Annotated in this window: 18 protein-coding genes and 2 tRNA genes; 14 read left to right on the forward strand and 6 right to left on the reverse strand. The window is 44.9% G+C overall.

Translation table 11 applies throughout. From position 1 onward, the window contains the following. Positions 1–7: 7 nt before the first annotated feature. Genes KW844_RS07300 through KW844_RS07310 form a run of 3 tightly spaced genes read right to left on the reverse strand, consistent with a single transcriptional unit; the run spans position 8 to position 5,824 of the window. Entirely contained in the window at positions 8–1,144 is a 1,137-nt protein-coding gene (locus tag KW844_RS07300) for an HNH endonuclease (protein ID WP_218376063.1), read from the reverse strand. Between the two features lie 3 nt (positions 1,145–1,147). Further along, positions 1,148–4,477 (reverse strand): hypothetical protein, encoded by a 3,330-nt coding sequence (locus tag KW844_RS07305; protein ID WP_218376064.1) that lies wholly within the window; start codon positions 4,475–4,477, stop codon positions 1,148–1,150. A gap of 33 nt (positions 4,478–4,510) precedes the next feature. Next, complete coding sequence (locus KW844_RS07310; protein WP_218376065.1) at positions 4,511–5,824, reverse strand: collagen-like protein; 1,314 nt, start codon at positions 5,822–5,824, stop codon at positions 4,511–4,513. 569 nt (positions 5,825–6,393) lie between these two features. Between KW844_RS07310 and KW844_RS07315 the strand changes: the two genes are divergently transcribed. Then, a tRNA-Arg gene (locus tag KW844_RS07315) sits at positions 6,394–6,467 on the forward strand. Between the two features lie 109 nt (positions 6,468–6,576). After that, positions 6,577–6,822, forward strand: coding sequence for a hypothetical protein (locus KW844_RS07320; RefSeq protein WP_218376066.1), 246 nt, complete (start codon positions 6,577–6,579; stop codon positions 6,820–6,822). 200 nt (positions 6,823–7,022) lie between these two features. On the opposite strand, the gene KW844_RS07325 is transcribed toward KW844_RS07320, so the two are convergent. Continuing rightward, positions 7,023–7,772 carry a hypothetical protein gene (locus KW844_RS07325; protein WP_218376067.1) on the reverse strand — a complete coding sequence of 250 codons (750 nt, stop codon included), beginning with the start codon at positions 7,770–7,772 and terminating at the stop codon, positions 7,023–7,025. 263 nt (positions 7,773–8,035) lie between these two features. Between KW844_RS07325 and KW844_RS07330 the strand changes: the two genes are divergently transcribed. The 9 genes from KW844_RS07330 to KW844_RS07370 all read left to right on the forward strand — a co-directional run bounded on the left by KW844_RS07330 (position 8,036) and on the right by KW844_RS07370 (position 22,544). After that, positions 8,036–8,109: transfer RNA gene (locus tag KW844_RS07330), tRNA-Arg, on the forward strand. 412 nt (positions 8,110–8,521) lie between these two features. Then, complete coding sequence (locus KW844_RS07335) at positions 8,522–9,379, forward strand: AraC family transcriptional regulator (protein WP_218376068.1); 858 nt, start codon at positions 8,522–8,524, stop codon at positions 9,377–9,379. A 146-nt stretch (positions 9,380–9,525) separates the two neighbouring features. Continuing rightward, positions 9,526–13,608: an MBG domain-containing protein gene (locus KW844_RS07340; protein WP_218376069.1), complete on the forward strand. Its 4,083-nt coding sequence runs from the start codon at positions 9,526–9,528 to the stop codon at positions 13,606–13,608. 27 nt (positions 13,609–13,635) lie between these two features. Next, a complete protein-coding gene (locus KW844_RS07345) occupies positions 13,636–14,598 on the forward strand; it encodes a PorP/SprF family type IX secretion system membrane protein (protein WP_218376070.1) in 963 nt (320 codons plus the stop codon). A gap of 87 nt (positions 14,599–14,685) precedes the next feature. Next, the gene (locus KW844_RS07350; protein ID WP_218376071.1) at positions 14,686–18,018 is read left to right on the forward strand and encodes an RHS repeat protein; all 3,333 of its coding nucleotides are present in this window, start codon (positions 14,686–14,688) and stop codon (positions 18,016–18,018) included. 69 nt (positions 18,019–18,087) lie between these two features. Continuing rightward, on the forward strand, positions 18,088–18,432 hold the full coding sequence (locus tag KW844_RS07355) for a hypothetical protein (RefSeq protein ID WP_218376072.1): 345 nt from the start codon (positions 18,088–18,090) through the stop codon (positions 18,430–18,432). Between the two features lie 130 nt (positions 18,433–18,562). Next, on the forward strand, positions 18,563–20,116 hold the full coding sequence (locus tag KW844_RS07360) for an IS1182 family transposase (RefSeq protein WP_218376073.1): 1,554 nt from the start codon (positions 18,563–18,565) through the stop codon (positions 20,114–20,116). Between the two features lie 423 nt (positions 20,117–20,539). Beyond that, complete coding sequence (locus KW844_RS07365; RefSeq protein WP_218376074.1) at positions 20,540–21,169, forward strand: class I SAM-dependent methyltransferase; 630 nt, start codon at positions 20,540–20,542, stop codon at positions 21,167–21,169. 46 nt (positions 21,170–21,215) lie between these two features. Next, positions 21,216–22,544, forward strand: a complete 1,329-nt coding sequence (locus KW844_RS07370; protein ID WP_218376075.1) for a YeiH family protein — start codon at positions 21,216–21,218, stop codon at positions 22,542–22,544. Between the two features lie 98 nt (positions 22,545–22,642). Here KW844_RS07370 and KW844_RS07375 read toward each other — a convergent pair whose 3' ends face one another. Then, positions 22,643–22,957: a KGG domain-containing protein gene (locus tag KW844_RS07375; RefSeq protein ID WP_218376076.1), complete on the reverse strand. Its 315-nt coding sequence runs from the start codon at positions 22,955–22,957 to the stop codon at positions 22,643–22,645. Positions 22,958–23,223: 266 nt separating this feature from the next. Between KW844_RS07375 and KW844_RS07380 the strand changes: the two genes are divergently transcribed. From KW844_RS07380 to KW844_RS07390, 3 genes are all read left to right on the forward strand, one after another. Next, positions 23,224–23,727, forward strand: coding sequence for a DUF6496 domain-containing protein (locus KW844_RS07380; protein ID WP_218376077.1), 504 nt, complete (start codon positions 23,224–23,226; stop codon positions 23,725–23,727). A 96-nt stretch (positions 23,728–23,823) separates the two neighbouring features. Next, complete coding sequence (locus tag KW844_RS07385; RefSeq protein ID WP_218376078.1) at positions 23,824–24,078, forward strand: hypothetical protein; 255 nt, start codon at positions 23,824–23,826, stop codon at positions 24,076–24,078. Between the two features lie 75 nt (positions 24,079–24,153). Continuing rightward, positions 24,154–25,035, forward strand: coding sequence for a mechanosensitive ion channel family protein (locus tag KW844_RS07390; protein ID WP_218376079.1), 882 nt, complete (start codon positions 24,154–24,156; stop codon positions 25,033–25,035). On the opposite strand, the gene KW844_RS07395 is transcribed toward KW844_RS07390, so the two are convergent. After that, positions 25,032–26,168, reverse strand: a complete 1,137-nt coding sequence (locus tag KW844_RS07395; protein WP_218376080.1) for a histidine decarboxylase — start codon at positions 26,166–26,168, stop codon at positions 25,032–25,034. The genes KW844_RS07390 and KW844_RS07395 overlap by 4 nt on opposite strands. Between the last annotated feature and the right edge of the window lie 67 nt (positions 26,169–26,235).

Below are 26,235 nucleotides of genomic sequence, written 5' to 3' on the forward strand. Positions count from 1 at the left end.
AATTAAATTAATCAGTAGTGAGTAAGCGTGCAGCATCTATCCCGGTAGAATAAGTATTAGCTGTTGGGTCTATAACATACTGCCTGATCTCGAGGTAGGCAGATTGTGGCCCGAGGTTACAGGGAGAAATCCTGTATATCAAACGGGACCAAATTTCCAGGAATCCTGAATATTTGAAGGTTAGCGCCATCTGTTTGATCATTATCTTCCAGAGGGCAGGATTAGTGGCAAATGATTGAAGATCATTCATGGACGACAGCGTATCAAACCAGAGAATGGTACGGTTAGTTGCGCGTCTGTCGGAGCTACTGTCATCTTCATAGATATTTATCTGGGTCGCCTTTAAGAAGTTGGATTCCTGTTTAGCTAATTTATCATCACCAAACGATTCCGCTCTAACCTTGGCAACTACAGGTATTGGATCTGTAAAACCTTCCACTTGTGCTTTCACCACATTTTTTTTTACTGATACTACTTTGTTATTCAAATTTCTCGCATCGCTCATATCTATGTCATTCTCCGTTTTACTGTTTATCATATACCCCACAAGGCCGTCCCATGCATGGTCGGAAATAGGCCAGATGAAACTGTCAAGACCTCCGGCGAGTATCTGAGTCATGGTGGGTTTCTTTTTTTTAGAGATATAATCAAATGCCCAGTCGTAGGAGGTGTCGTAATCAGGTCTGGTGCCTTTATAGGAATTGCACACCGGGCAGGCGAGGAAAAAATTTTCGTATTCAAGGATTTTACTCGGGAAGGCAGCTTTTGGGAGCCGGTGCTCCACCGCCAGTGCGGAATCTCCTACAAACATGCCACAATACGCACAGTAATTTCCGTAATTGTTGATTAGTGTCGACCTGGCTCTGCCATATTTAGCGTAGTCATTTTCCGAGAAATATTCTATCAATGCTGGTACAAGTATCTGCCCTTCTGGAGCTAATCCTGACCATTTTTCCTTGATGTTATTATCTCCTGTCAATTCCTGCAACAGGTCTAGTACTTTCTGAGTATCAAAAAATGTTTTTTTCCGTTTCGGCATAATATTATAGTAAGCCAGGTTGTCTACGATTTCTCCTTTGATGGCCTGCATCTCATCTGGGATCTCATACGTGGTTTGTGCCGTATTCATTATTACTGGTCTCATAACTTATAGATTTATATATGCACTATACCATCCCAAATTGCCAGGTTGGTCAGCATCTCCCACTAATACCAAATTTGTATTACCGGCAGGAGGAAGCTTAATACCAAAGAGACTTATGGAAAGGTTGATTAAATAGAAATTATAACTGATGTTGTCATTGCCTTTCACCTGCGTTAACTGGAACGGGCCTGCAGACAGCTTCAGTACATTTTGAATACTAAAGGTATTTGCACTGCCCGATCCTGGCAGTTTTACAAATATTTCTACATTGACTGCGGCGGCACCCGGGCTCCAGGATAATAGAAGCTGTGGCAGGAAGCCAGCAGCACTGGCCAATCCGCCGGGGCCACCCCAGTGCAGATCGAAGTTGATCGCATACCACTGCGATTGTATTCCTCCTGTTACAAAATCGACCGGTGGTACTACAGAGAGGTAACGTAATTTTTTAGGATTATTATCGCCACTGCCGCGCAGGATCGCATTGGGACTCACCGGAAATGCTGCTGCAAAGCTTTTGGTACGATATGAACTCATCGACTGGTCAAAGGAGGTATTATCAGGGTTGAGCACAATTGCAAGGCCGGCGGTGGTATTGTTTTTTGTGTTCAGCGTGAAGCCGACATCCAGCGCGAGGTTACTGAAATATAGTCCTCTTTGCTTTATCAGTGGCTGATCTGCTTCGCCGCCATAAGAGAAGCAGTCAAATTTATCCAGTGGATTAAAGTTCAGGTAACCATAAAAGCTAAACCTTGCATTGACTGTTTCAAAATCGGGTGAGTTAGGATTTACTACCGTAGCTGTAGTCTGGAACTGTGCTTTCACAAACTCAATGTAGTTGAGTACACCGCTGGTAAGGAAATATTGATAAGTGAGATTTTTGTCTGTCAGAAAAGTATAGGTACGATGTCCGTCATGATTCTCATAATGTCCGTTGAAGATCATGGCGTAATTCGCCGGAGGATTTTCTTTATACTGCCCCGGCACATTTAAAGTGGCGGCATCTTCAAACCATTTGCGGGCAGTGAGTTGTAGCTTGCTGTTAAAGTTGGTGATAACAGTATTGGAAAAGATGACTTGTAGTATTAGTACCTTATATGCGTAGCTGATATCATCCGTTGTGTTTTGCGCAATCTCCAAGCGGAGGCCGGAAGCCAGCGCTGATGCAGTGTCGCCACCCTGGTTCTGCTGGTAGGTGGGGTCCATGTAACTAATCAGTCCAAAGAGGTTGCTCCTGTTTACATCCAGGGATTGACTACCCGTATTTTGATTGCCCTGTGCAACGAAATTCACCTGCACGCCAATATGGTGTGCATAGAATCTGGAGAGGTCCATGGCGCCCAACAGGCCACGCAGGTCTTTCGGGAAATTGCCAAGGTCTATATCGGTTTGTAGTGCCAGTATGCCATACCAGTTTGGATCTTGGATGATTTTTGCAAATTCGGCGAAATGATCGTTAGTAGCCGCCATCTCGATTGCATCCTGACAGTATTGGGATAACCAGGTAGAGATAGCAGTTTGTTGGTCGGTATCGTAGTTGAAATCTACACCTGCTGTCCACTGGTTGGTTTGCTGAACCAGACTGGATATAGTGCCCTTCCTGAATTTTAGGATCAGGATATTTTTCAGGTCGGGGGCTGCATCCGGGTTTCTCGTAGGCACGTTTACGTTAAACTGCCATCCTTCTATGGAGAGCTTATTGTCGAAAGTGCCTATATTTTTAGTGTCCGAAATAACCAGAAAGAGGTCTTCTGTTTGGAGTGCAGATCGTAATATGGCTGGCACGTCGGTAAACCTGAAATTGACAGGTAGTTCTGTGTTTTTTGCCAGTAGTACTTCTTGCCAGGTAAAACCATTGATGGTGGCTAACAGCCCTTGTGGTGTAGTAGTGGTAACTGTTTCCGCAACATCGCTTTTCTCTTTTGGTGGCGGCATTCTGTTCATCACTGCCTCCCGCGTAGTGGCTAGTAACCTGCTTTCGAAGGCAGGAATATATTGTTCAGGAAATGCATTGTCCGCTACAGTGATAATACCTGCGTAGGGTACCAGTGGGAAGCTCAGGGCATTGTCGCCAGTGGCAGGCAGCTCGGCAGCAGGAGCAGGCCAGGCCTCCAGTAGTCCGGTAGTAGCAGAAGGTTTGTACAAACTGGCTACCGCAGGTGCGGTAGAGTATATGGTGGGTGCGTTTGTTTGTGCAAGGATAAATGCGTAAGCGGCAGTATAAGTTGTGTCAAGCGTTGGACTCGACAACCCGGATGCTGCATTGGCTGCATTACCCGGGAAAAAGATGATCGCATCACCAGGAACAAACTGAATGCTTTCAGCACCAGATAACCCTGGAAGCAGATAGCAGCGGCCAGTGTCATTAGGTTTCGCTTGTAAAATAAAGGTTCCTTTTGGTGCCAGGTAATAGGCTATTGGTTGGACTGGGTCTGAATAGGTCTGGAATACAAGCTTTGCCGGGTCACCACCGGTGGTAACCGGTTGCAGGGTAATTGGCTGGCCATAGATGGTACGCCACCATGATTCCATAACGGCGTTGTTTTCCGGAACGATCTGGAACCTGTCTGTTGTATCAGTGATTTTTTCCAGTCCGAATGATATGCCGGTGAAGTTCATATATGATCGGCTGGGGTCCAGTGGATGTAACGGATCCCAGTGAATGCCCATATGCCAGTAGGTTTCCGGGTTGTTGTTAAAGATCGGGTAGTACTGACTGCTTGGGAGGGATGTCTGCGGGTCGGGCATATTATAGCGGAAACCCGCTGCCCATCCGGTATAGGAGTTGTTGGAGAAATCATTGATCATGGCTTCTCCAATAATGACGCCTGCCTGGTCGCCTATAACGTTGATGGATAAACTTTTTGAAGGGGCTGCATCCTGGGCACCCGCTACTGCCGGATATCCGGCAGCAATACCTCCTTCCTCAGTGAATAATAATGGAGCACCCTGAAATATAGGTAGCTGGTAAGTGCCGAAGCCTAGATGGAGGTTGGTGTATACAATTACGTTATCATTTTCAACAGTAGCTTGCAGAATGGATTGAACAGTGGCGCTTGCCGGATTATTTAGCAGCCAGCAGGCACCGGTATGTAATGGTTGCTGGAGATCAGTGATGTCAGCGATGCTAGTTTGTAGTGTTTTGAGTGCCGTGGTATCGCTGGCGGCAATCGGTGTTAGCAGAAAGAAGTAGTAACCTTTATAGGTACTCCAGCTTTCTGATAAAGACATAGTTTCCGGAATATTATTTCCAGGGAGGTAAAAGCCCGCTGTTATATTCTCCGGAATGGGGGTAGGGAGAAACAAACCTGTTTTATCGAATGAAGCGTACGTCATTGGAAGGAAGGTTTTCAGAAATTACGAGAACATTTATGAAAGAGGTATTGCCACGATATTGTCTTCGTTCCATGCGCCACCACCGAAGTTCATGATCGCCAGTGTACCGAAGTTGATGGTCTGTGTATGCCCGGCGATATAGTTATATGTTCTGAGCCCACCGGAGGTGTTGTTTACGATGATCATACCACTGAGAGTAGTAAATATGCTGGTGCCGGGCAGATTACCGCTGATCAGTTGGGAACCTACGATATCTGCACTTGGTGCATAAATGTTGCGGGTATCGCCGAAGGAGGTGCGCAGCCAGAAGGAGGAGTTATTTGGGGTTTGTGTTGGTATTCGCATGAGCATGGATACCATAATTACAAATTTTCCTGGCGGCAAAGTAATATATGAACCACTAAGAAACCAGGTGTTAATATTAGAAATGATAGGGATTGGATTGCGTAATACCCCTTGAATTGCAACTGCGCCAGTGGCACCGCCAGCAGGTCCGGTAGCACCCCTTGGACCGGTTGATCCCGGAATGCTAAGTCCATTCAGTCCAGTAGTTCCTTGCACACCAGTAGTCCCTTGTATGGATTTGCCATCTAGTCCGGTAACACCTTGCACACCGGTAGTTCCCTGCACACCAGTCGTTCCTTGTATGGATTTGCCATCTAGTCCGGTAACACCTTGCACACCGGTAGTTCCCTGTACACCAGTCGTTCCTTGTATGGATTTGCCATCTAGTCCGGTAACACCTTGCACACCGGTAGTTCCCTGTACACCAGTCGTCCCTTGTATGGATTTGCCATCTAGTCCGGTAACGCCTTGCACACCGGTAGTTCCCTGTACACCAGTCGTTCCTTGTATGGATTTGCCATCTAGTCCGGTAACACCTTGCACACCAGTAGTTCCTTGCACTCCAGTCGTTCCTTGTATGGATTTGCCATCTAGTCCGGTAACACCTTGCACACCGGTAGTTCCCTGTACACCAGTGGTACCTTGTATGGATTTGCCATCTAGTCCGGTAACGCCTTGCACACCGGTAGTTCCCTGAGGCCCTGTAAGTCCGTTCATTATAGCATAGCTCCAGGTGGTGCCTGGAAACCCGGTGACGCCCTGTACACCAGTTGTTCCCTGTACACCGGTACTGCCTTGCACGCCCGTAGCACCTAGAAGGCCGGTAACGCCCTGGATGCCGGTAGAACCCTGATAGCCCTGATTACCTTGCAGGCCTGTAACGCCCTGGATTCCAGTGACACCCTGTATTCCTGTAGCGCCCTGCGGGCCTGTTGAACCAGGTAAGCATGTACTGCCGTTAATAGCTGTGCTGCCTATAGGATTGTCGGATGATAATGCCATATTCCATGTGAGGATTTAGTAGGAAGTGTGGATATTTTGAAGTATACAACGATCAGTAAATTATTAATTTATCATGAGAAGTTACAACAGAATTGGAAATATTGTTTCTAAATATTTTTATGATTAGCCTGAACAAATAACCAAATAGTTTGATAAACGAGGTGGGCTGCATCGTGGCACGGTTTCCGCAGATAATAAAGCGTGGCAAATCTGCATCGGACAGACGTCCCACTTTAAGTCCAGCAGATGAGGTATATTCTTATCCGTTATAATGATTTTACTGCATTGTTATCCCGGCAATCATAACTTCCCTCTTTGAGCATATTTCACAAATCCGCATAGGTCGCAGCCATGAAATCGTTGGAAACATCTAAGCCACCACTTTACCAAATACTGCCAGCCAACTTTTTTACCATCACCTGGCTGTAAAACTGCCTCCCATTAAATTGAAAGTGGTACGATGATGTATCATCTTTAGAATGATATCATTACATCTAACTAAAAAAAACCAAATAGTTTTTGCTGATTTTAAAACAATTACTACATTTGCAGCCCGTTAGATACGGAATGGCTGCGTAGCTCAACTGAATAGAGCATCTGACTACGGATCAGAAGGTTTCAGGTTTGAATCCTGACGCGGTCACAAAATATCAAACAAAAACAGGTCACTTTCCAAATAGTGACCTGTTTTTGTTTATGATAACTTATACCTTTTTCCTTGAGGCTCTCACTTGGATACTTTGCCTAATGGTATGTCCTATGATATTGAAGCCTATAACAATGCTGTTAGTGAATGGGTAATCAAAAAACTAGATGATGATACCAGCAATGATGGCACACCATATCCAAGGATGAGTGATTATTTTGATGCCACTTACGGTCCATGGTTTGAGGTGATTTATTATGGCCAGTTTGTAAGAACACAATCCAGTCCTACAACAGTGGCGATTGCTCCGGGTACTTATGCTCCCAGAGTGCCTCTCCCTGTTACCTGGTAAAGTATTGTTGATAAACACCGCAGTATGGACAGTGTTTATGACCCGATCAGAAGGTTTCAGGTTTGATGCTTGACGCGGTCATCGCATAAAAGAACCGGTTGTCTTTAAGAGGTAGCCGGTTTTTTTATGCGATGTACGTGAGGGTATTTGCACCCATGCTATTTTGCGCATTTTTATTTCAAATCCCATATCGCGCAGGATTAGAAATTAATATATAAAAACTGGTTCACCACTGCTTTCCCTTTAATCGTCCAAACGACCTCGTAGCTCCCGGCTCCATCACTATTGCTCATAAAAAGATACAGGGTGCCTCCATCGCCTTCGGCTATCCCAAAAAAATCCTTCAGCTTCGTTGGATTCAGCATATTCTTAACGGCAGTGGCAGGAAAAACGAATGCGGCACCATTCCTGTCCACCGTAATGGATTTGATTTCAGTTACTGCTTCTGATATATATCCGTCAATTCCCCATGGCACCTCATTATCTATTTTAGAAACGAAACCTTCGCTTTTAGTTATTTTGTGTTTGTCAGCAAGGAACTTTCCAATGCGGATAGTTACAACTGATGTTCCTTTTCTAAGCAGGAGGGCTGTATCAGTCACTCTTTTCTCCCACTGTGGCAGATCGGATAAACGCTGTATCCTGGTGGCATGAATCAGACCTGAAATGGAGTTGGAAGAGCGTACAAATGCGGTGGATGCAGGTTTATAATGTGGGTAGTCAATGGAAATCCACTTGTCTTTTTCATCCTCCCCCGGGCTGATTGCAAATACCTGGTCGCGAAATAAAGTATCAATAACAGCCTTGCTTTTTTCCGATCGGATGTTAGTGTAACCATCACTGTCTTTTATAATCGCAAATGGGGTAATCTGACATAGTGCTGTGACCGAAAAGTTAAGCAGTAAAAGAGTGAATAGGATTTTACGCAGGTAAGGGAGATGATAGATCATACTAAAAATTAAGTAATCGGAATAAACGTCGCAAATATAGATTGTTATTTTTTAGCGGTGAGTTATAAGAAGCCATAGTGTAACTAAAATACTTATATATCATTTGGATCGTATAATATTTTATCCTTAACTTCGCCGCCCATTTACGCTCTTACTTAGTCCCGGCTTTTACATCTAACTAAAAAAAATAAACTATAAAAAATTGAAAATAAATTTGTTAGATTAAAATAATTGCCTACCTTTGTAAAACAATTACAAACAATGGCTGCGTAGCTCAACTGAATAGAGCATCTGACTACGGATCAGAAGGTTTCAGGTTTGAATCCTGACGCGGTCACATAAATCAACGAAAAGGTCACTTCACACAGAAGTGGCCTTTTTACTTGCATGCTATGCTATCCTTACCTGGTATTGACTTAAGTTAACCTTTGAAAAAGATTGATCATCCGTAATCACCATTACAATTATTTTGATATTTTTATATCGATTCGAGACATATCCCTATGCTGGCAGTAAAAGTTAAAAGTTGGTTTAAGCAATTTAAGCAGTACTATTTCACCTATAGTAAAGGATTCTATCATCTGCCGTGCAATGGCAGTTCTCCCGCCACGCTATTGGAAAGTCTTGGTAGTTTTCCGTTTATCAAACATTCTCCCGAAAAACAGTGCATCAGTTCCAGTAATCCTTTTTGTGCAGGCGGTTTCTATTATCAAAAACTAGAGGACGGCTGCTGGATTATCTATTCCAAAATGAGATTTAAGACAAATGTAGCTTTTGATCTGATCTATGAAGAGGAGGAGAATGCACCGATTGGTCCGGAAGATTACTATATGCTGAGTTTAAACCATGTCAGCAATTCCGTAAAAGTCAGCAAATCAGTCTGTGAAAAACATTTGTGCTTTCCGCAATATAGCTGGACATTTTTTAAACCCCGGGAACGAAACTGCGACCTCAACTTTAAAGGCGGGCAGGCAAAATACCTGACCTTCTACTTTAATGAAGAATGGTTGCGGAAAAATCTGATGCACAACCAACTATTTATTCAGGGAGGACTAGATCGGTTTATACAGTCCCCTGATAAGTACCTGATGTGGCCATTGTCAGGAACAGAACCGGTGATCAATAACTTTGAGCTATATGATCAGATCATGAATATCGGAGGTGACCTGCAACAAACAGACCTGCTAAGTATGAAATATCATACGTTAAGCCTCATTTTTGATTTCTTCCGGTTCTGCAAGGAAGAGCGGGTAATCGATACCCATCTTGCTATTGAGTATGAAGACAAGTTTACAATTAGTAAAGTCGAAAATTATCTGAGAAATCATCTCCTGGAAAAATTTCCAGGCATTCCGCACCTTGCTCGTGAATTCAATATTTCCGAAACCAAACTGAAAACAGAATTCAAGCAGCTGTTTGGAAAACCCGTCTATCAATACTTTCAGGAAAAGCAGATGCTTGCCGCCAAAGAAATTCTAACAGAAAATCAATTACTGATCAAGGAAATCTCCTATCGGCTTGGGTATGAAAATACCAGTAAATTCTCTGCAGCCTTCAAAAAACATCATGGCTACCTGCCTTCTGCATTACCATATCAACAGCAGTAAATTCTTTTTGCCTTTTTGGGAGGGTGATTGTTGTATCACAAACTTTTTGGGCTACCCCGTAAGGTGGCCGTTGTACTACTTTTATGCGGTATAGTCATCCCGGTTTGCAATGTATTGCATACACGGGGGGCATAAACCGTATACCTATGCTGAAAAAGTTACTGCTACTCCTGCTATGTACCTGTTGTAGTGTGCTGCTGCACGCTCAGTCGGGCACGCACCTTCATTTCGACGGCGTGAACGATTATATTGACATTCCAGCCAGCCCATGGAATTTTATGTCCTCTTATACAAAAGAAGCCTGGATAAAGGCAGCCCGTAACGATTACGGTTCTATTTTGTCCTCGAACAGTGCATTATTTCGGTTGAATAATGGTTATCTGGAGGCAAGCAACAAATTGTATGGCGATCAATATTCTGTGCCAACAAGAGCATTTGTAGGTGCTATTACAGGGTGGATGCATGTGGCTGTTGTGTATGACACATACCTATCCAGGATGAGTATATATATTAATGGGAACAAAATGGAATCAAGTTATTTACCGGCTTCAAGTCAGCCAGATATATTCACCGGCGTTCAAATAGGAGGTCTTCATGGCACTGATTTTTTTTCAGGTGAAATAGATGAGGTGCGATTATGGAATAAAGCATTGACAGAATCGGAAATCCGCGATAGGATGTATTGTGGGCTAAGAGGGAGTGAACCAGGTTTATTGGCCTATTTTGATTTTAACCAGGGAATCGCTGGTGGAAATAATGATGACGTGAATGTGCTCGAAAATAATGTAGGTGGTGTCACCGGACAGCTTGTAAATTTTGCACTTACCGGTGCTACATCCAACTGGGTCAGTGGCTCACCGGTAGCTGGTAATATTTTGCCGCCATTACCACCTGTATTAGAGACGCAATACTTGCCCCAGGGTGGTTCCGTTATCAATTTGCCTTCCTCTTTAAATGGGGATTATATCCTTTGGTATGCTGATCCGCAGGCTCAAATTCCAGTGGGAGGGAGTCCCCTAACACCAAATATCTACTATGCATCAGCCAGTAATAATGGTTGTTCAAGTCCAAGGGTTCCCGTAGAGATAAAAGTAACAAGTATAGTTGTTAACAATGTAAACCCGGTTACCTGCTACGGAGGTAGTGATGGTGGTGCAACTATCACTGTTACCGATACCAGGCCCGGTGATGAGCTGACTTACTACTGGAGTACTGGACACAACACTGCTACCATCAGTAATATGTCGGCTGGACAATATGGGGTGCAAGTAAATGTAAACGGAATTTATGCTGCATATACTAACGTAGAGATTCCCGGACCCGACCCGGTTGCCGTAAGTTTAACTCAGTTAACAGATATCCGCTGTTTTGGAGATAAAGGTAAAATTGTGGTGGGTGCTACTGGTGGAAATGGTGACTATACTTATCTGTGGAGCAATGCCGCTACCACCAATACAATACAGAACCTTCCGGCAGGCCTTTATACCGTTACAGTAACAGATAACAAAGGCTGTACAGCATTTGCCGAATACAATATTCACAATCAAACGAAGTTGGAGGCTACTGCCACCTCTACAGATGCCCTGTGCAATGGCAGCGCCACAGGTACTGCTACCGTGGCTGCTACAGGTGGTGTGGGCGGATATACTTATTCGTGGACATCCGCTGGCAGTGCTGCTGCAACCATAGCTAATCTGACGGCGGGAGATTACTTGGTGACCGTTACGGATGCAAATGCATGTACTGCCCAGGCTACCACCCGTGTTGGTCAGCCAACGGCATTGACTATCTCAAACGGTCCGGTAATAAATCTAACCTGTAAGGGCGATTCCACGGGAAGCGCTACGGTAACTGCCTCCGGCGGCAAGGCCCCGTATACCTACAGCTGGTTCCCTTATGGAGGTAGTGCCGCAATTGCTGAACACCTGGCAGAAGGTAGTTACGATGTAACGGTCAGCGATGCAAATGGCTGTACTGCCACGCAAACAATTGCCATCACCGCCCCCCGGCCTATTACCTCTGTACCTGTTACAACGAATCTAAAATGCTTTGGCGACACCAATGGTACTGCCATGATAACTGCATTCGGAGGTACAGGAGCACTAAGCTTTAGCTGGTACCCGGCAGGAGGAACCGGGCCAATGGCTACCGGCCTGGCAGCAGGTGATTATGTAGTTACCATCACCGACGCCAGGCAATGCAAGGTGAAACAAAATATTAGTATCAGTTCACCGGCTGCCATCACTGCCTCAGCTTCCATTACTGATGTGAGCTGTTTCAATCAAGCCAATGGGAGTGCAATACTCAATGTAGGTGGTGGCTCTGGAGGCTATTCCTATAGCTGGTATCCGGCCGGAGGTACTACCTCTTTTGCCAGTGGCCTGTCTGCCCGCGATTATACAGTCACCATTACCGATATTATCGGTTGTACCGCCAAGAAAAACATCACCATCTCCTCACCTCCTCAACTGGAAATCACATCGGCAATCGCCAAACCTATCACCTGCACCGGTGCTACGGATGGTAGCCTGGCGGTAATAGCGGCCGGAGGAGTGAGTCCATATACTTATTCCTGGACAGGTACAGCCAGTAACACTGCCGCCGCCGCAGGTTTGGGACAAGGGGATTATACCGCCAACATTACCGACGCGAATGGTTGCACCGCCAGCCACCTGTTTCAATTGATGGCGCCTGCCGAAGCGGTGTGTACAGCCGTGTCTGCACCAGCACCCGGAACATATACTTTAGGGGATGTACTAACCTTTACCGCCCGATACAACGATACTATCATAGTAGACGGTGCTCCTTCTCTTTCCCTCATTCTTAATTCAGGAGAAGTGCAGGCTAACTATGTCAGCGGCAGCGGCTCTAAGGAACTGACCTTCACCTATGTCATCAAATCAGGTGACAAGGACAATGATGGCATCCGTATCAACAAGCTCAAGTTAAATGGCGGTAGTATGCAAAACACCCATGGTTGCACGGCGTCAGTAGCCTTAAACAATATCGCTTCTACCAACGGCCTCTTAATCCATATTGCCATCCCCCAGACCATCACTTTCCCTACACTGGCAGCAGCAACCTATGGTGATGCCGATTTTACACTGACCGCTACTGCCAGTTCCGGGATGCCTGTTAGTTACAATAGCAGCAATAGCAATATCGCAACTATTGTGAATGGGAAAATCCATGTGCTCCATGCCGGCACAGTTGATATTACCGCTTCCCAGCCCGGCGACGTGGATTACCTTGCTGCGACGGCTGTTACACAGCGGTTGACGGTAAAACCATTGGGTATAACGGTAACGCCTATACTCACGTCAAAAACTTATGGCGATGCCGATCCGGCATTCGACTATTCCTATATCCCTCTATTGATTTCCGGCGATGCTTTTACTGGCGCCCTTTCCAGGGCTGCCGGTGAAGCAGCTGGAGACTACGGTATCACCCAAGGTACACTGACTGTCAGCAACGACTATCAACTTAGCTTCATCAATGCCAGGTTAACAATCAACAAGGCGGTCCTTACTGCCACTGCCGGAAACGCTACCATTTGCTATGGAGATCCATTGCCAACTGTAGCCATCACCTACAGTGGCTTTAAAAGTAATGACAACGTAGCAGTACTGACGGCAGCCCCACATGTATCCATCCCAGCCTACGAAGTGGCCGGACATTATCCGATTACATTATCCAGTGGCGCAGCAGATAACTACCAGCTTTCATATGTAGCCGGCGATCTGAATATATTGGCAATACCAACCGGAATGATCACCCAAAATGCAACCTCAGCTGGCACTACGGCCGGATTTATACTCACTGCCCCCGCTGGAACTGCATACCAATGGAGTACCAGTGAAGCAACACCTGCTATTACGGTACGCAATCCGGGAAACTATCAGGTACAGGTAAGGAATGCGGAGGGCTGTGTTGCCGATTTCTCCCTTGAAGTAGTGATGGCCACCATCAGTGTGCCCAATACCTTCTCACCCAATGGAGATGGAATCAATGATTTTTGGACGATCCCCGCTCTAAAAGATTTTCCTTCGGCTAGCGTAATAATTGTGAATCGTGACGGACAGATGGTATTTGAAACCAATCATTTTACGCGTTGGGATGGAAGAAGAAAGGGTAGCGGTGATTTGCTGCCGGCGGGCGTTTATTTCTACCAAATCCGCACCGCACCAGGGAATACACCTGTTACCGGCTGGATAAATTTAATACGCTAAACTCACTACCGCTTCAAATCTGCAATTATGAAACTACTTATTCGTTATAGCTTTTTGCTGTTGATCATGGCGGTGGGTGCCTCCGCGCAAACACGTCCGCAGCAGTCGATGTATATGTTCAACGTGATGCTTATAAATCCTGCTGGCACCGGCCTGGAAGATTATGGACAGCTACGTGCAGGTGTGCGCCAGCAATGGCGTGGTGTCAGCGGCGCCCCGGCTACATTTTGGGCGAGCGCCGACATGCGTGCCGGCAAAGACAATAGAAACACAGATGGTGCTGCCATCAGTAAAGGACATGGAATAGGTGCCAGTATTTTCTACGATAAAATTGGTCCCTATGCCACAGCAAATGTCAACCTCGCATACGCCTATCATCTCCCTTTATCGTCCTCCCTGGCGCTGTCGGCTGGCTTTTCAGGGGGGCTACAACAAACCAGGTACGACAGGAGCAGCGGAATATATCCGGACCAGGCAGGCGATCCGGCAACAATGTCGCAGGCAGCGGCTTCCAGAAAGTATCTGCCGGACCTGAATGCTGGCCTGCTCTTGAATGGTAATCGCTTTTTTGCCGGGCTGGCACTGACACAGCTCGCCGGCGCCGAATTTGTAAATGCTCCGAAGGCGGAATCCAGTCTGAAACAACAGTTCATTGGCTCCCTGGGTTATCGGTTTCCATTTGGTGAATCCGGGTCTGGTTTGTGGCTATCCGGAATGGCAAAGTCTGATTTTACTGCACCGGTCCGATATGACTTTAACGCCAAAGCCAGGTACCAGGACTTACTATGGCTGGCCGCTAACTATCGCCTGAATGACGCCATCGGTGCTGGTTTTGGTTGTAATCCCACGCAAAGAATTGTTTTTGGTTATCAGTATGAATGGGGGATTGGTAACCAGGTATCCATTTATTCAAAGGGAAGCCATGAGGTATTCATAGGCTTGAAATTTTTGAAAGATGGCCAAAGCAGCCGGCCAAAGATGGGGTGGTAAGGTGTTTCAAAACAGATTTGCATATTGCCGCTTCAGCAATGAAGCGGCAATTTTATCTACCAGCAGCGTCATGCCTGGTTGATGTATATGTATGATACACGCAACCGGCTGATAGAATCAGCGCTGTTGCACGGCGATACATTACTGTATACACGGGAATACCTGCAGAATCTGATGAATACAGCATCTGCTTCGTCACAAATTTTAAGTTATACCATTCCTGCAGTAAAAGATTTGGTGGTAGCAAATGATTATACTAACCGATATGAAGCTACCAACAGTGTAATTATCAATCCTGGTTTTGAAACAGCTATCGGTAAAGAAATAGAAGTAGTAGTTGATCCCAATCTTCCCAGTACTGCTGTTTATACCAGTACGAACACTGCTATTCCCGGCCTGGCTTCATTGAATATTGAACCACTCACCTATATCTATTATGATGAATATAATTTCAGCGGAATCAAATCATTTGTAGGAGAGGACACCCTTAAAATCAGGTCGGCCGGAATTTCCACTTCTGAGGATATGCATCCTTCCAGTATTTTACGCGGGCTACAGACAGGTAGCAGGAAAAGAATCCTGGGAACTGACAAATGGATTACCACAACCAATTATTACGATCAAAAAAAACGGTTAGTGCAACTGGTGAGTGATAATGCATTGGGCGGAACAGAGGTTTTAACTAACTGCTATGACTTCAGGGATAAACTAGTGGGCAAATATGAGAAATTTCAAAACCCGCAAGCTGCCCCAAATGGTATAGTAGGCGTACTTACTACTGTCACCTACGACGCCACAGGCAAGGTGTTGGCTACGAAAAAGCGGTTTAATGATATTGATTCGCTTGATAGAATAATTGTTAAAAATAGCTATAATGGTGTGGGCAACCTGGCAAAGAAGGAGTTAGGCCTGCTAAATACCAACCAGGCTGTAGCTACGCAGGATTACCAATATAATGTGCGTGGATGGCTTAATGGCATCAACGCCAAATATGTAGCGGACGGATTAGAAGAACGAAGGTACTTTGGGGAAGTACTTAGATACGACAGTGGTTACACAATAAATTCTTATAACGGTTCTATTGCTGGAATGGAATGGCGAGGATATAATGAACCAATACGGAAGTCATATGGCTATACTTACGATTATAGTAATAGGTTAATTGGTGGAGATTATGTTGAGCAGAGCAACGTAGGTGGCGCCTGGTCTAGTGCCAATGTCGATTATTCCGTAATGATTACAGGATACGATGCCAACGGCAACATAGGCGGGATGACGGTTAAAGGAATGAAGAACGGACAAAAAATCGTGGTAGATGATCTCAGCTATCGTTATAAGTCTGACGGGAATAAACTGCTCAGTGTCAAAGACAATGGCGCTATAGCCGGTGAGTTAGGCGATTTTAAAGATTCTCAGTCTGATTTAGATGATTACGCTTACGATAGAAATGGAAACCAGGTTTCCGATGCTAATAAGGGTATCACCAAAATTATATACAACTTCATGAACATGCCGGAAAAGGTGGAGTTTGGAGCAAAGGGAAGTATCACGTATGTATATGATGCAAATGGACAGAAACTGGGAAAAATAGTTATCGATAACAGCCAGCAGGTATCCACCACTACCTCCACTTATTATGTGGAAGACCTGGTGTATGAAAGCGATACCTTGAAAAGCTGGAGCTTCAAAGATGGTCGTATGCGTATGCTGACCAATAAAAATAACCAGGTGGTCTATGCTTACGACTTTTTTGTGAAAGATCATTTGGATAATGTGCGTATGGTGGTAAAGGAAACGAATAGCCGCAATATCTACAGTGCTACGATGGAAACTGCCACTGCGGCCACAGAGAATGTATTGTTCAGTAATATAGACATCACTCGTAGCAATCTCCCGGTAGGCTACCCCAGTGATGGAATGACCAATCCCAACCAGTTTGTTGCCAGGCTGAATGCGCAAAATGGGCAGAAGGTTGGCCCATCCTTGGTATTGAGGGTGATGGCCGGAGATACGCTCACTATCGGCACACAGGCATTTTACAAATCAACAGGAGCTAATACTTCTATAACAGATAAAGGACAGTTGCTGACGGCGATCCTATCTGCTTTAGGCGGTAAATCGTCTGCAAATGGCAGCCATGGCTTAACATTTCAGGATATGCCAGGTGGTAATCTGACCGTTGCTAACCTACAGTCCCTGATCGACAACAACCCTGATCAGAATCTGGTGGACAAGCCGAAGGCTTATTTGAACTATGTAATGTTTGATGATCAGTATAAAATGGATGACCAGGTGAGCGGTATTAAACAAGTACAGGCTGCCCCGGATCAACTTCAAACATTGATCAGTGGCGATCTTTACATAAAGAAAAGTGGTTTTCTGTACATTTATACCAGTAACGAAAGTGCACAGGATGTATATTTCGATAATCTTATTGTTGCTCATACCACCAGCCCGGTTATGGAAGAAACCCATTATTATCCTTTTGGTGGTACCGCACATGGGCTTAGCAGTACTGCCTTAAGTTCAGGCGTATATAGTCCGAACAAGCGGCTCTTCAATGATATGGAACTACAGACGAATGAATTTGATGATGGAAGTGGCCTGGATCTCTATGACTTTGGAGCCCGAATGTATGATGCTAATACCGGCAGATTCGGACAAATAGATCCATTGAGTGAACTACACTATGACAACAGCCCATATGCCTTTGCCTTGAATAATCCGGTGTTGTATAAAGATTTGTTTGGGTTGGATACAACCCGCGGGTATACTCCCCCTGTAGATCCCAAACCAGGAGATGTTGTTGTGGTGCCACGTCCGAACGGTGGTGAATCCTATTATAGCTACGACCCGTCAGGAGGCTGGGTTGGAAATGGGATGAATGGTGGAACATTGCCGACTGTAACCGCCACTCCGGGCAATAATGATGGGAAACAACCACAGGTGGTTTATGCCAGCTTTGTTGATGGTAACGTGAGTTTTCTGGATGGCGTTGGTTTTGGGTTTACAATGGTGGGTGCCGGGTTAACAGTAATTCAAAATAAAATGAATAATGGGTTATGGCAGATGGTAAAGAGTTCCCGCAAGGCCATTCAAAAGTCGGACTTGAAACTTGGGAATATAGGTAGGAAATTAGGTTATTTTGGTGCTTTATTAAGTGTTTCAAAAATACTTCTGAAAATTGCTGATGGACAACCCATTTCTAAAAAGGAAATTTTTGATGGCCTTGTGGGAGCTGTATGCGCCATTGCGGTAGTTTCAAACCCTGTTAGTGTCTTAGTGATAGCGGCATATGGTGTGTTAGATGGGACAGGAAGTTTGGATGGAATTAAAGCGGCGGTCGGTATTGACGATTCCGAAGCAGTACCGGCGTTTGATACACCGGAGATCCTGCACAACAGCTTATATAAGCTATAATTATATTTTTATATTTGCATCATGGTTTATCGATATTTATTTGCTCATTTTGTTGCCATAAGCAAATTTATGGGAAGTAGTGAACCTGCTTATTCAGCTACGCTTTATATGAGCCTGGTTCTGGCCTTAAATACAATGATGCTTGTATTGCTATTGTTTGCTTATATCACAAAACAAATGTTGGTTGCAGCAATTGTATCTGGAATCTATACATTTTTAGTGTATCGTTGGAATAAGCGGTTTATTTTCAAGGAGGTAGAATATAACAAGGCATTAGCCTACTATCAAGAAGAAACAGTCATCTGTCGTGTTGTGGGTAATACAATCGCTGTGGTACTATTGGCCAGTAGTCTTGTTTCGCCAATTCTCCAATTGATTTTATTCTTGCGGCTATATCAACAAATAAAAAATTAGTGGAAAAGTGGCTGTCTCAAAAGTAATTTGAGATAGCCTCTTTCTATTTTTAGAAAAAAAGAGGCCTTTATTAAGGTTTTGTGTTGATAAATAGTCTTCTGCGGTCCATGTTTGTTCGGTAAATTTGGGAATGGCACGAGGAAAAAGCTATAAAGTATCTTTCAAGCCCACTTTTCAAAACCAGGTGATGTTATTTCCACCCGATTTGAATGAAATGGTATCGGCAGATCATCCTGTTCGTATAGTTGATCAAATAATTGATGGAATCGACCTGAGGGTTTTAGTAGCCAGATATAAAGCTGGTGGCACTAGTAGTTACAGCCCATCGATGTTGCTGAAGGTGTTAGTGTACGCTTATATGAATAACATATACAGCAGCCGCAAGATCGAGGACGTATTGAAACGGGATATTTATTTTATGTGGTTAAGTGGAATGAGCAAACCTGATCATAACACAATCAGCAGATTTAGGAGTAACCGCCTCCAGGAAATACTTCAACCCATCTTTAGCCAAGTGGTGCTGTTATTATGCACTGAGGGGTTATTGAGCCTTAAAGAACTTTATACTGATGGGACAAAAATAGAGGCTAATGCTAACCGTTATAGCTTTGTTTGGGGCAAGAGTATTACAAATAATCGTGAAAAAATTAAAGAGCAACTCAATGAACTATGGAGGTATGCACAATCTGTAGCAGCAGCCGAGCTAAATAGTCCACCGGATCCACCAGATCCTGGTCCCGTGGATAGTAGTAAGGTAAGAGAGGCCATTGAGCAAATCAACCAGGCACTTGATAGTGTTAAAAATGAGAAAAAGGTTGATCCCAAAATAAGGCAGAAACTGAATTATGCGCATAAAAACTGGCCTGATACATTAGACAAGTATGATAAGCAAGAACAAATATTAAATGGACGTAACAGTTACAGTAAAACTGATACGGATGCTACATTTATGAGAATGAAGGAAGACCATATGAAAAATGGTCAGTTAAAGCCCGCTTATAATGTACAAATCAGTACCAATAACCAATATATTCTATCTTATAGCATACATCAAAACCCAGGTGATACTTTAACCCTTCCTACGCATCTATCATCACATATCAAGCATCTAAAAATAAAACCTTCCAATATTACAGCTGACGCGGGCTACGGAAGTGAGCAGAACTATAAATTACTGGAAAGCAAGAAGATCACTGCTTATGTAAAACACAATCAGTTTGATCGTAATCAAAATGAGAAAATTAGACTCAAAAAGAGATTTACAGTGGATCAGCTTCCCTATGACCAACAAGAAGACGCCTTTACTTGTCCGGCAGGTAAGAAGCTCATCAATCAGGGAAGCTTCCAAAGTCAATCCGGTAGTGGATATCCTCAAGTAATAACAAAATATCAATGTGAATCTTGTTCCTATTGTCGTCTAAAAAGTCAATGCCATGGACAAAAAGGGAATAGGGTCATTGAAGTAAATCTTCAATATCGCCGTCTTAAAACGAAGGCTGACAAAAGGCTAAACACTAAAAAAGGGATTGCAAAGAGAAAAAAAAGATGCTACGATGTTGAGCCTGTTTTTGCTAATATCAAGCATAACCATCAATTTAAAAGGTTTATGCTGCGTGGACTCGAAAAAGTAACCGTAGAAATGGGATTATTGGCATTGGCCCATAACCTGCGTAAGGTGGCCTAGAAAAGGCAGTTCCATCTCCAAATCTTACAGCTACCCCTCATCTTAGCTTCCTGTAAGCCAAAAAAGAAAAATCAAATCATATAAATCTCCAAAAAATCAAAATGAGAGAAAAACTCTCATAATGTGACATATATACTTAAAAAGGAAAGAGGGCGTCTCAGGTGTTTTTGAGACGCCCTCTTTTTTTATTTAGTAACCGTAGCCAGAACTATTTCTTTGCTACGTCACTTAGTTTCTTTGTTCTCTATTATCACTAGGGTCGATAATATTATATTGCCCTCGCCAGTTTATGCTCTTATTGAGGTTCTTTATTTATGTTAAGCTGTTCCGCCGCGCAGGTTGAATATAATGTCACTGCCATGTCTCTCCGCCATCACCATCCCTTTGCAAGAAAAAAACTAACTTTACCTAAACCAGTGAACCATGACCATCCGACAAGCCTACAACGACTGGGCGGCCCAATATGACACCAACGAAAACAAAACCCGTGACCTTGAAGCCTTCGCGCTCCGTGAAACCTTGCACCCATTTACTTTCAAACGTGTACTGGAAATTGGCGCCGGCACCGGGAAAAATACCAGATGGCTGGTAGAACAGGCGGAGCAGGTTACTGCTGTTGATTTTTCTGAAGAGATGCAGGCCATCGCCCGGCAAAAATTCGCGGGCAATAACACCGTTACCTTTCAGCAGGCGGACATCACCAAACCCTGGGACTTCGTAACAGAAAAATATGATATCGTCACATTCAGTCTGGTACTGGAGCACATTCAGGACCTCGATCATGTATTTGGTGAAGTAACCAAAGCCTTGCACAGAGGCGGCCTTGTATACATGGGAGAGTTGCATCCGTTCCGCCAGTATGGCGGCAGCGGCGCTAAATTCCAAACCAGTGAAGGGGAGCAGCGGGTGGAAGTTTATACCCATCATATATCTGAATTTGTGCAGGTGGCCGCCCGCCACGGTTTGCAGGTATTTGATGCCAAAGAATATTTTGATGATAATAATACCAGCAGTATTCCACGCATCCTGGTTTTATTACTCAGTAAAAACTAGTATTTTGTCCATTCCACATTATGTCAACTGATAAAAAAAGACTTTCATGCCCGAATTAGCATCTGTGACGGCCGTTTCAGAAGAAATGGCGCCTAAAAAATCTGTATTGTTCTCCCTCACTGAAGACTGGTGGGCCACCATTGTAGGTGGATTGATATTGCTAACGGTCCTGGTAATTGGCATCACCAACCCGGATCTGAAATTTACCACCCCTAAATTGCAATGGAAAGATGGTGAAACCCTCACGCAAAATGTGTTCACCGCATCTAATTTCATGCTCATAGGTGGTATCGGCATTGTGTACCTGGTGTTATCCAGCGTAGCCACTTACTACCAGGGCGCCTCCTTTAAAAAATACCTGCCCGGTTTCCTGGTCATATTTGTATTGGCAGTATGCTCCCTTGTTATTGCCGGCAACGCCACACTCAACTATTACGGGCTTGAATATGTAATTTTTGCCCTCATAATTGGCCTTCTGCTGGGCAATGTGGGGCATCCCCCGGCATGGCTCCGCGAGGCAGCAAGATCTGAGTTCTTTATCAAAACAGGACTGGTAATCCTTGGTTCCAGTATCCTGTTCGAAAATATCGTAGACGCAGGACTGCCAGGCTTATTGCAAGCCGTAGTGGTAGTGGCAGCCGTATGGTTTTTCAGTATGTGGCTCAGTCGCAAACTGAAGGTAGACGACGAATTTGGCGTCATTCTCGCTTCTGCAGTGTCTATTTGTGGTGTATCCGCTGCAATAGTGGCCAGTGGCGCTATTCAGGGTGATAAGCGCAAGCTGTCCTACGTGACAACGCTGGTACTGCTGGTGGCCATTCCCATGATGGTACTACAGCCCTGGATCGTGAAAATCTTTGATATCCCCGCTGTAGTAGGAGGGGCCTGGCTGGGCGGCACACTCGATACCACCGCCTCCGTTGCCGCAGCTGCCCAAATGGTAGGGCCGGAAGCAGTAACCACAGGGGTGATTATCAAATTTTCCCAAAATGTATTGATTGGTGTAGCGGCATTTTTCATCGCTATCTGGTGGAGCTACCGCAGTAAAAATGAAAATCCCGGCGGACAAAATCCAGGTCTGAAAGTAGTGTGGGAGCGCTTCCCCAAATTTGTACTGGGCTTTATTGCCGCGTCACTGATCTTTTCTTTTGCAATCAGCACAGGCACCGTAAAACAAACCAGTGGCGTGTTCAATAGCCTGCGTACTGTTTGGTTTGCACTGGCATTCGTGAGCATCGGTATTGAAGCCCGGTTCAGTGATCTGATGACGATGGAAGGTGGAAGGCCGGCATTGGCATTTATCGGGGCGCAGGTTTTCAATATTCTCTGGACATTGCTCTGGGCATTTATCCTCTTCGGATACTTATTCAAATAAGGTTTTCACAGGATACTGATCGAAATAACTGCTAAATTTATAGTTATATAATAAGCCTGTCAATGTTGACAGGCTTATTATTTGATATCTTCCAGACGCTACAGTACATGCTGTTGTTGTTCTTTCAGCTTGTTTTTGCCACGGTTGGTACCGCCCTTACGGCCTATAGCGGCCATGTGTTCCCTGTTCCGGCTTACGGCTTCTCCGCCTTTTTTGCCAGCAGCACGGGCTTCCTCTGAAGTAAACTTGTGTGCAACTCCTTGTTTGTGTGCTGCTCGTCCACCTTCTCTGGATATGGCTCTCTGTTGCTCAGGGTCCATGGATGCGAAACCCCTTTTGCTGTGTCTAGGTTTTTCTACCGCACTATGCTGCGGATTGCCATTGGGAAATGATTGATAAGTCATGTTTTCCATAATGCAATTTTTATAGTGTAGTGAACAAATTATAAGAATAGGGCTATCAATATTGATGCCATCGACTGAAAGTCAATGCTATAGAGCGTTTGGAAAATTGCCTCCCTGTGGTATTAGTGCAATTCGTTACACAACTCATAGAAAATTCCACACATTCCACACCTGCATTCCCCGATTTTTTGCCCTAAAACCTTCATTATCTGCTGGCTTGCGTTTTGATGTCTATAAAGCGTTATCACTTTTTATAACCCATTCAATCTTCTATTATGGCAAAGTATTCGAGTGCTGTTCAGCGGAAGGTGAAAAAAGTAATGCACGAAATGCACGAAGGAAAGCTGAAGAGTGGACGCACTGGTAAAAAAGTTACTAATCCAAAACAAGCTATCGCTATTGGTATCTCCGAAGCAAGGGAAGAAGGAGCTAAAGCACCTAAAAAACCTGCTACCTCCCGGAAATCATCCGCCACTAAATCTCCCACCACTAAATCTCCCACCAAAAAATCTCCCACCAAAAAATCTACCGCAAAAAAAGCTACTGCAAAAAAAGCTACTGCAAAAAGAGCCACTGCAAAAAGAGCAACAGCTAAAAAATCTACCACCAGAACTGCTGCTTCCCGCAGTAAAACTGCCAAAAAATCTACCGCCAAAAAGGCCACTGGCAGAAAAACTACCGCTAAGGCAGCTACCGCAAAAAAATCTACCAGAACAACCACAAAAAAAGCAGCTACCCGTAAAAAGGCCAGCAGCCGCAAAAAAATGGCACACGCCTGATTCCATTTTCTCATACTCCCCATCATATACGAAAAAAGACCGGTATCGCACGACACCGGTCTTTTTATATGGCACATACCTTGCCCATATATTAATATGGAACAGCATCGTGTAACAGTTATAATCAATGGTAAGGCTTATGGACTTAACATCACGGTTAGTGCACAGGAGCATGAAACACTGTACGAAGTAGTGCCTGATGTGAAACCTTTTGTTTTACAGGATTTTGAACCCGAAAGTCTTCGCTTCACGGCAGATCATACCAATACCGTTGCGGAGCGGGTACGTATCGTGGAAACGGAACAAATCGCCCGGATCATCTGGAACGAAATTCTGAATAAAATGGGTTAACCGCCATCGTTTTTTACCAGCTATTACTGTCAGTCATTTGGCAGTAAAGTACACGCGTTGTACTTTTACATTGCTATGATGGTCACTGACGAAGTTTATAAACGGAAAAACCGCAAGGAACGCATCCTGTTCCTCGTAAAATTATTGGTGTATCTCGCCGTAGTCTATTTTAACCTGGAACACGCTGCTGTATACGATAAATTCGCCTGGCTGTTTCGCATTACCAACGCACTCACGTTCTTCCTCGGTGCTAACCTCGTCATCTCACTGGCATGGCTCGTGATCATCTCCTGGTATACCCGTCGCCGACTCAACAAACCGGTTGAAAAAGATAATTTCATGCTGGGCCTCAACCGCATCAGCTCTGTGCTCAATACCATTTTTGTATTGCTGTCCATCATGATTCTCTTCGGGATCGATCTGCTGAAATTCGTTACCAGTATCACCATTGTGGCGGCAGCCATTGCACTGCTTTCCAAAGACTACATTACCAACATCATCAATGGTCTGATCATCATGTTTTCCGACCAGCTGTCGCTGGGCGATCACGTGCGGATCGGCGAATTCAAAGGCAAAATCCTGGATATCACGCTCATCAACCTTGTACTGCAAAGCGACGATGATGAACAACTTATTGTTCCCAACTCACTCGTGTTTACCTCCATCGTGGTGAACCAGTCCAAACAGAACGTGAAAAAAATCACGATCGAATTTGAGCTGGACAGAAAGCTGCCTTACACACCAGATCAGTTGGAAAATCGCCTCAAAGAGGCCATCAAAGGGTTTTCCGACCATTATGTGAAAAACAGTTTTCTGCTCCGTACCCTCGATATCAGGAAAGACCATGTCGTATTCAAAGTGCAGGTCATCATCCCTTTTGCAGATAAAACCGTGGAGCAGAGCATCCGCCGCACCCTCAATACGGAAATCATTTCCATCGCTGAAAAAGGCGTTTAACAGGCTATTACAGCAGTGGCTTCCAGTTCGGCTACAAACGTGTCTATATGCGCATGGGTAACGCCAGGCATGCAGATAATGTGTGACCAGCCATTTTCTGAGGCCAGCTGCCATTTATTACGTATACCCTCCTCCGGGGCGGGAAACACGACGGTGAGGGTATCCGGGTTGCGCCAGGCTGCAATGCCAATGGCCTGCAGCTTTTCAGTAGCATAGGCCGCCACTTCCAGCGCTGCCTGCGCGCGTGCCGCCAGGCCTTCCGCACCATAACGTTTAAGGGCATACCATAAAAACAATGGTGAATGGCCGTTTCGGGAACCGGTAATGGTGGTGTCCATGGTGCCTATGTAGGCCACGCTGCGGGCTATACGATCCCGGAACGATTTCTGGGCCACCACCACCCCGCATGGGATAGGTGAGCCGATAAACTTATGGCCGGAAATGGCAATGCTGTTGGCGCCATCCGCAAAATCAAATGAAGGCCTGTCGGGAAGAAATGCGCTGTAGCTGCCGGATAAGGCGCCATCAGCATGGATATAATGCTGGCGTACCGCCATCCTGTCCAGTATCCTGCGGATGCGTTGTACATCGTCCCGGGCCTCCGTCATAGTAGTTCCAATGTTGGCCAATATGATTACAGGGAGATGCCGGTGCTGGCTGATCATCGCCTCCAGGTCCTCATAATCGATTTCCCCGTTTTCCAGGGTGCGGATCACAATGCCAGGCATGTTCAGTAAATGAATGTTCTTTTGCACGCTGTAATGCGTGGCAGCACTATAGTACACCATGCCTTTAGGATACAACTCCCTGGCCAGATACAGACCATAAAGATTGCCCTCCGAGCCGCCGTTGGTCACGTAACCCCACCAGTCGTTTGCAGGCGCACGAAACAGTTTGGCAAAAAACTCCACCACATATTTTTCCATCTCCCGCGTGCCCACACTATACGTCGATGGCACAAACGGGTCGCCCAGGTTGTTCAGCGGGAATTGCAAAAAAGGCATCAGGGGGCTATAATCGAAATCCTTTGCTACCGGGTAGCCTAAAAAGTCGGCCGTGCCCGCGGCTACAGTTCGCAGCAACTCCTCCAGCTGCGTTGTGTCAGCCGGGAGTAATCCAAATCTACGTTTCATGGTAATTACAGGTGTATGATACTGCGAATGTATTACTATATAATGCTGTTGGACTACAATATATAGA

Source organism: Chitinophaga sp. sic0106 (assembly GCF_019219075.1).
Classification (GTDB): domain Bacteria; phylum Bacteroidota; class Bacteroidia; order Chitinophagales; family Chitinophagaceae; genus Chitinophaga.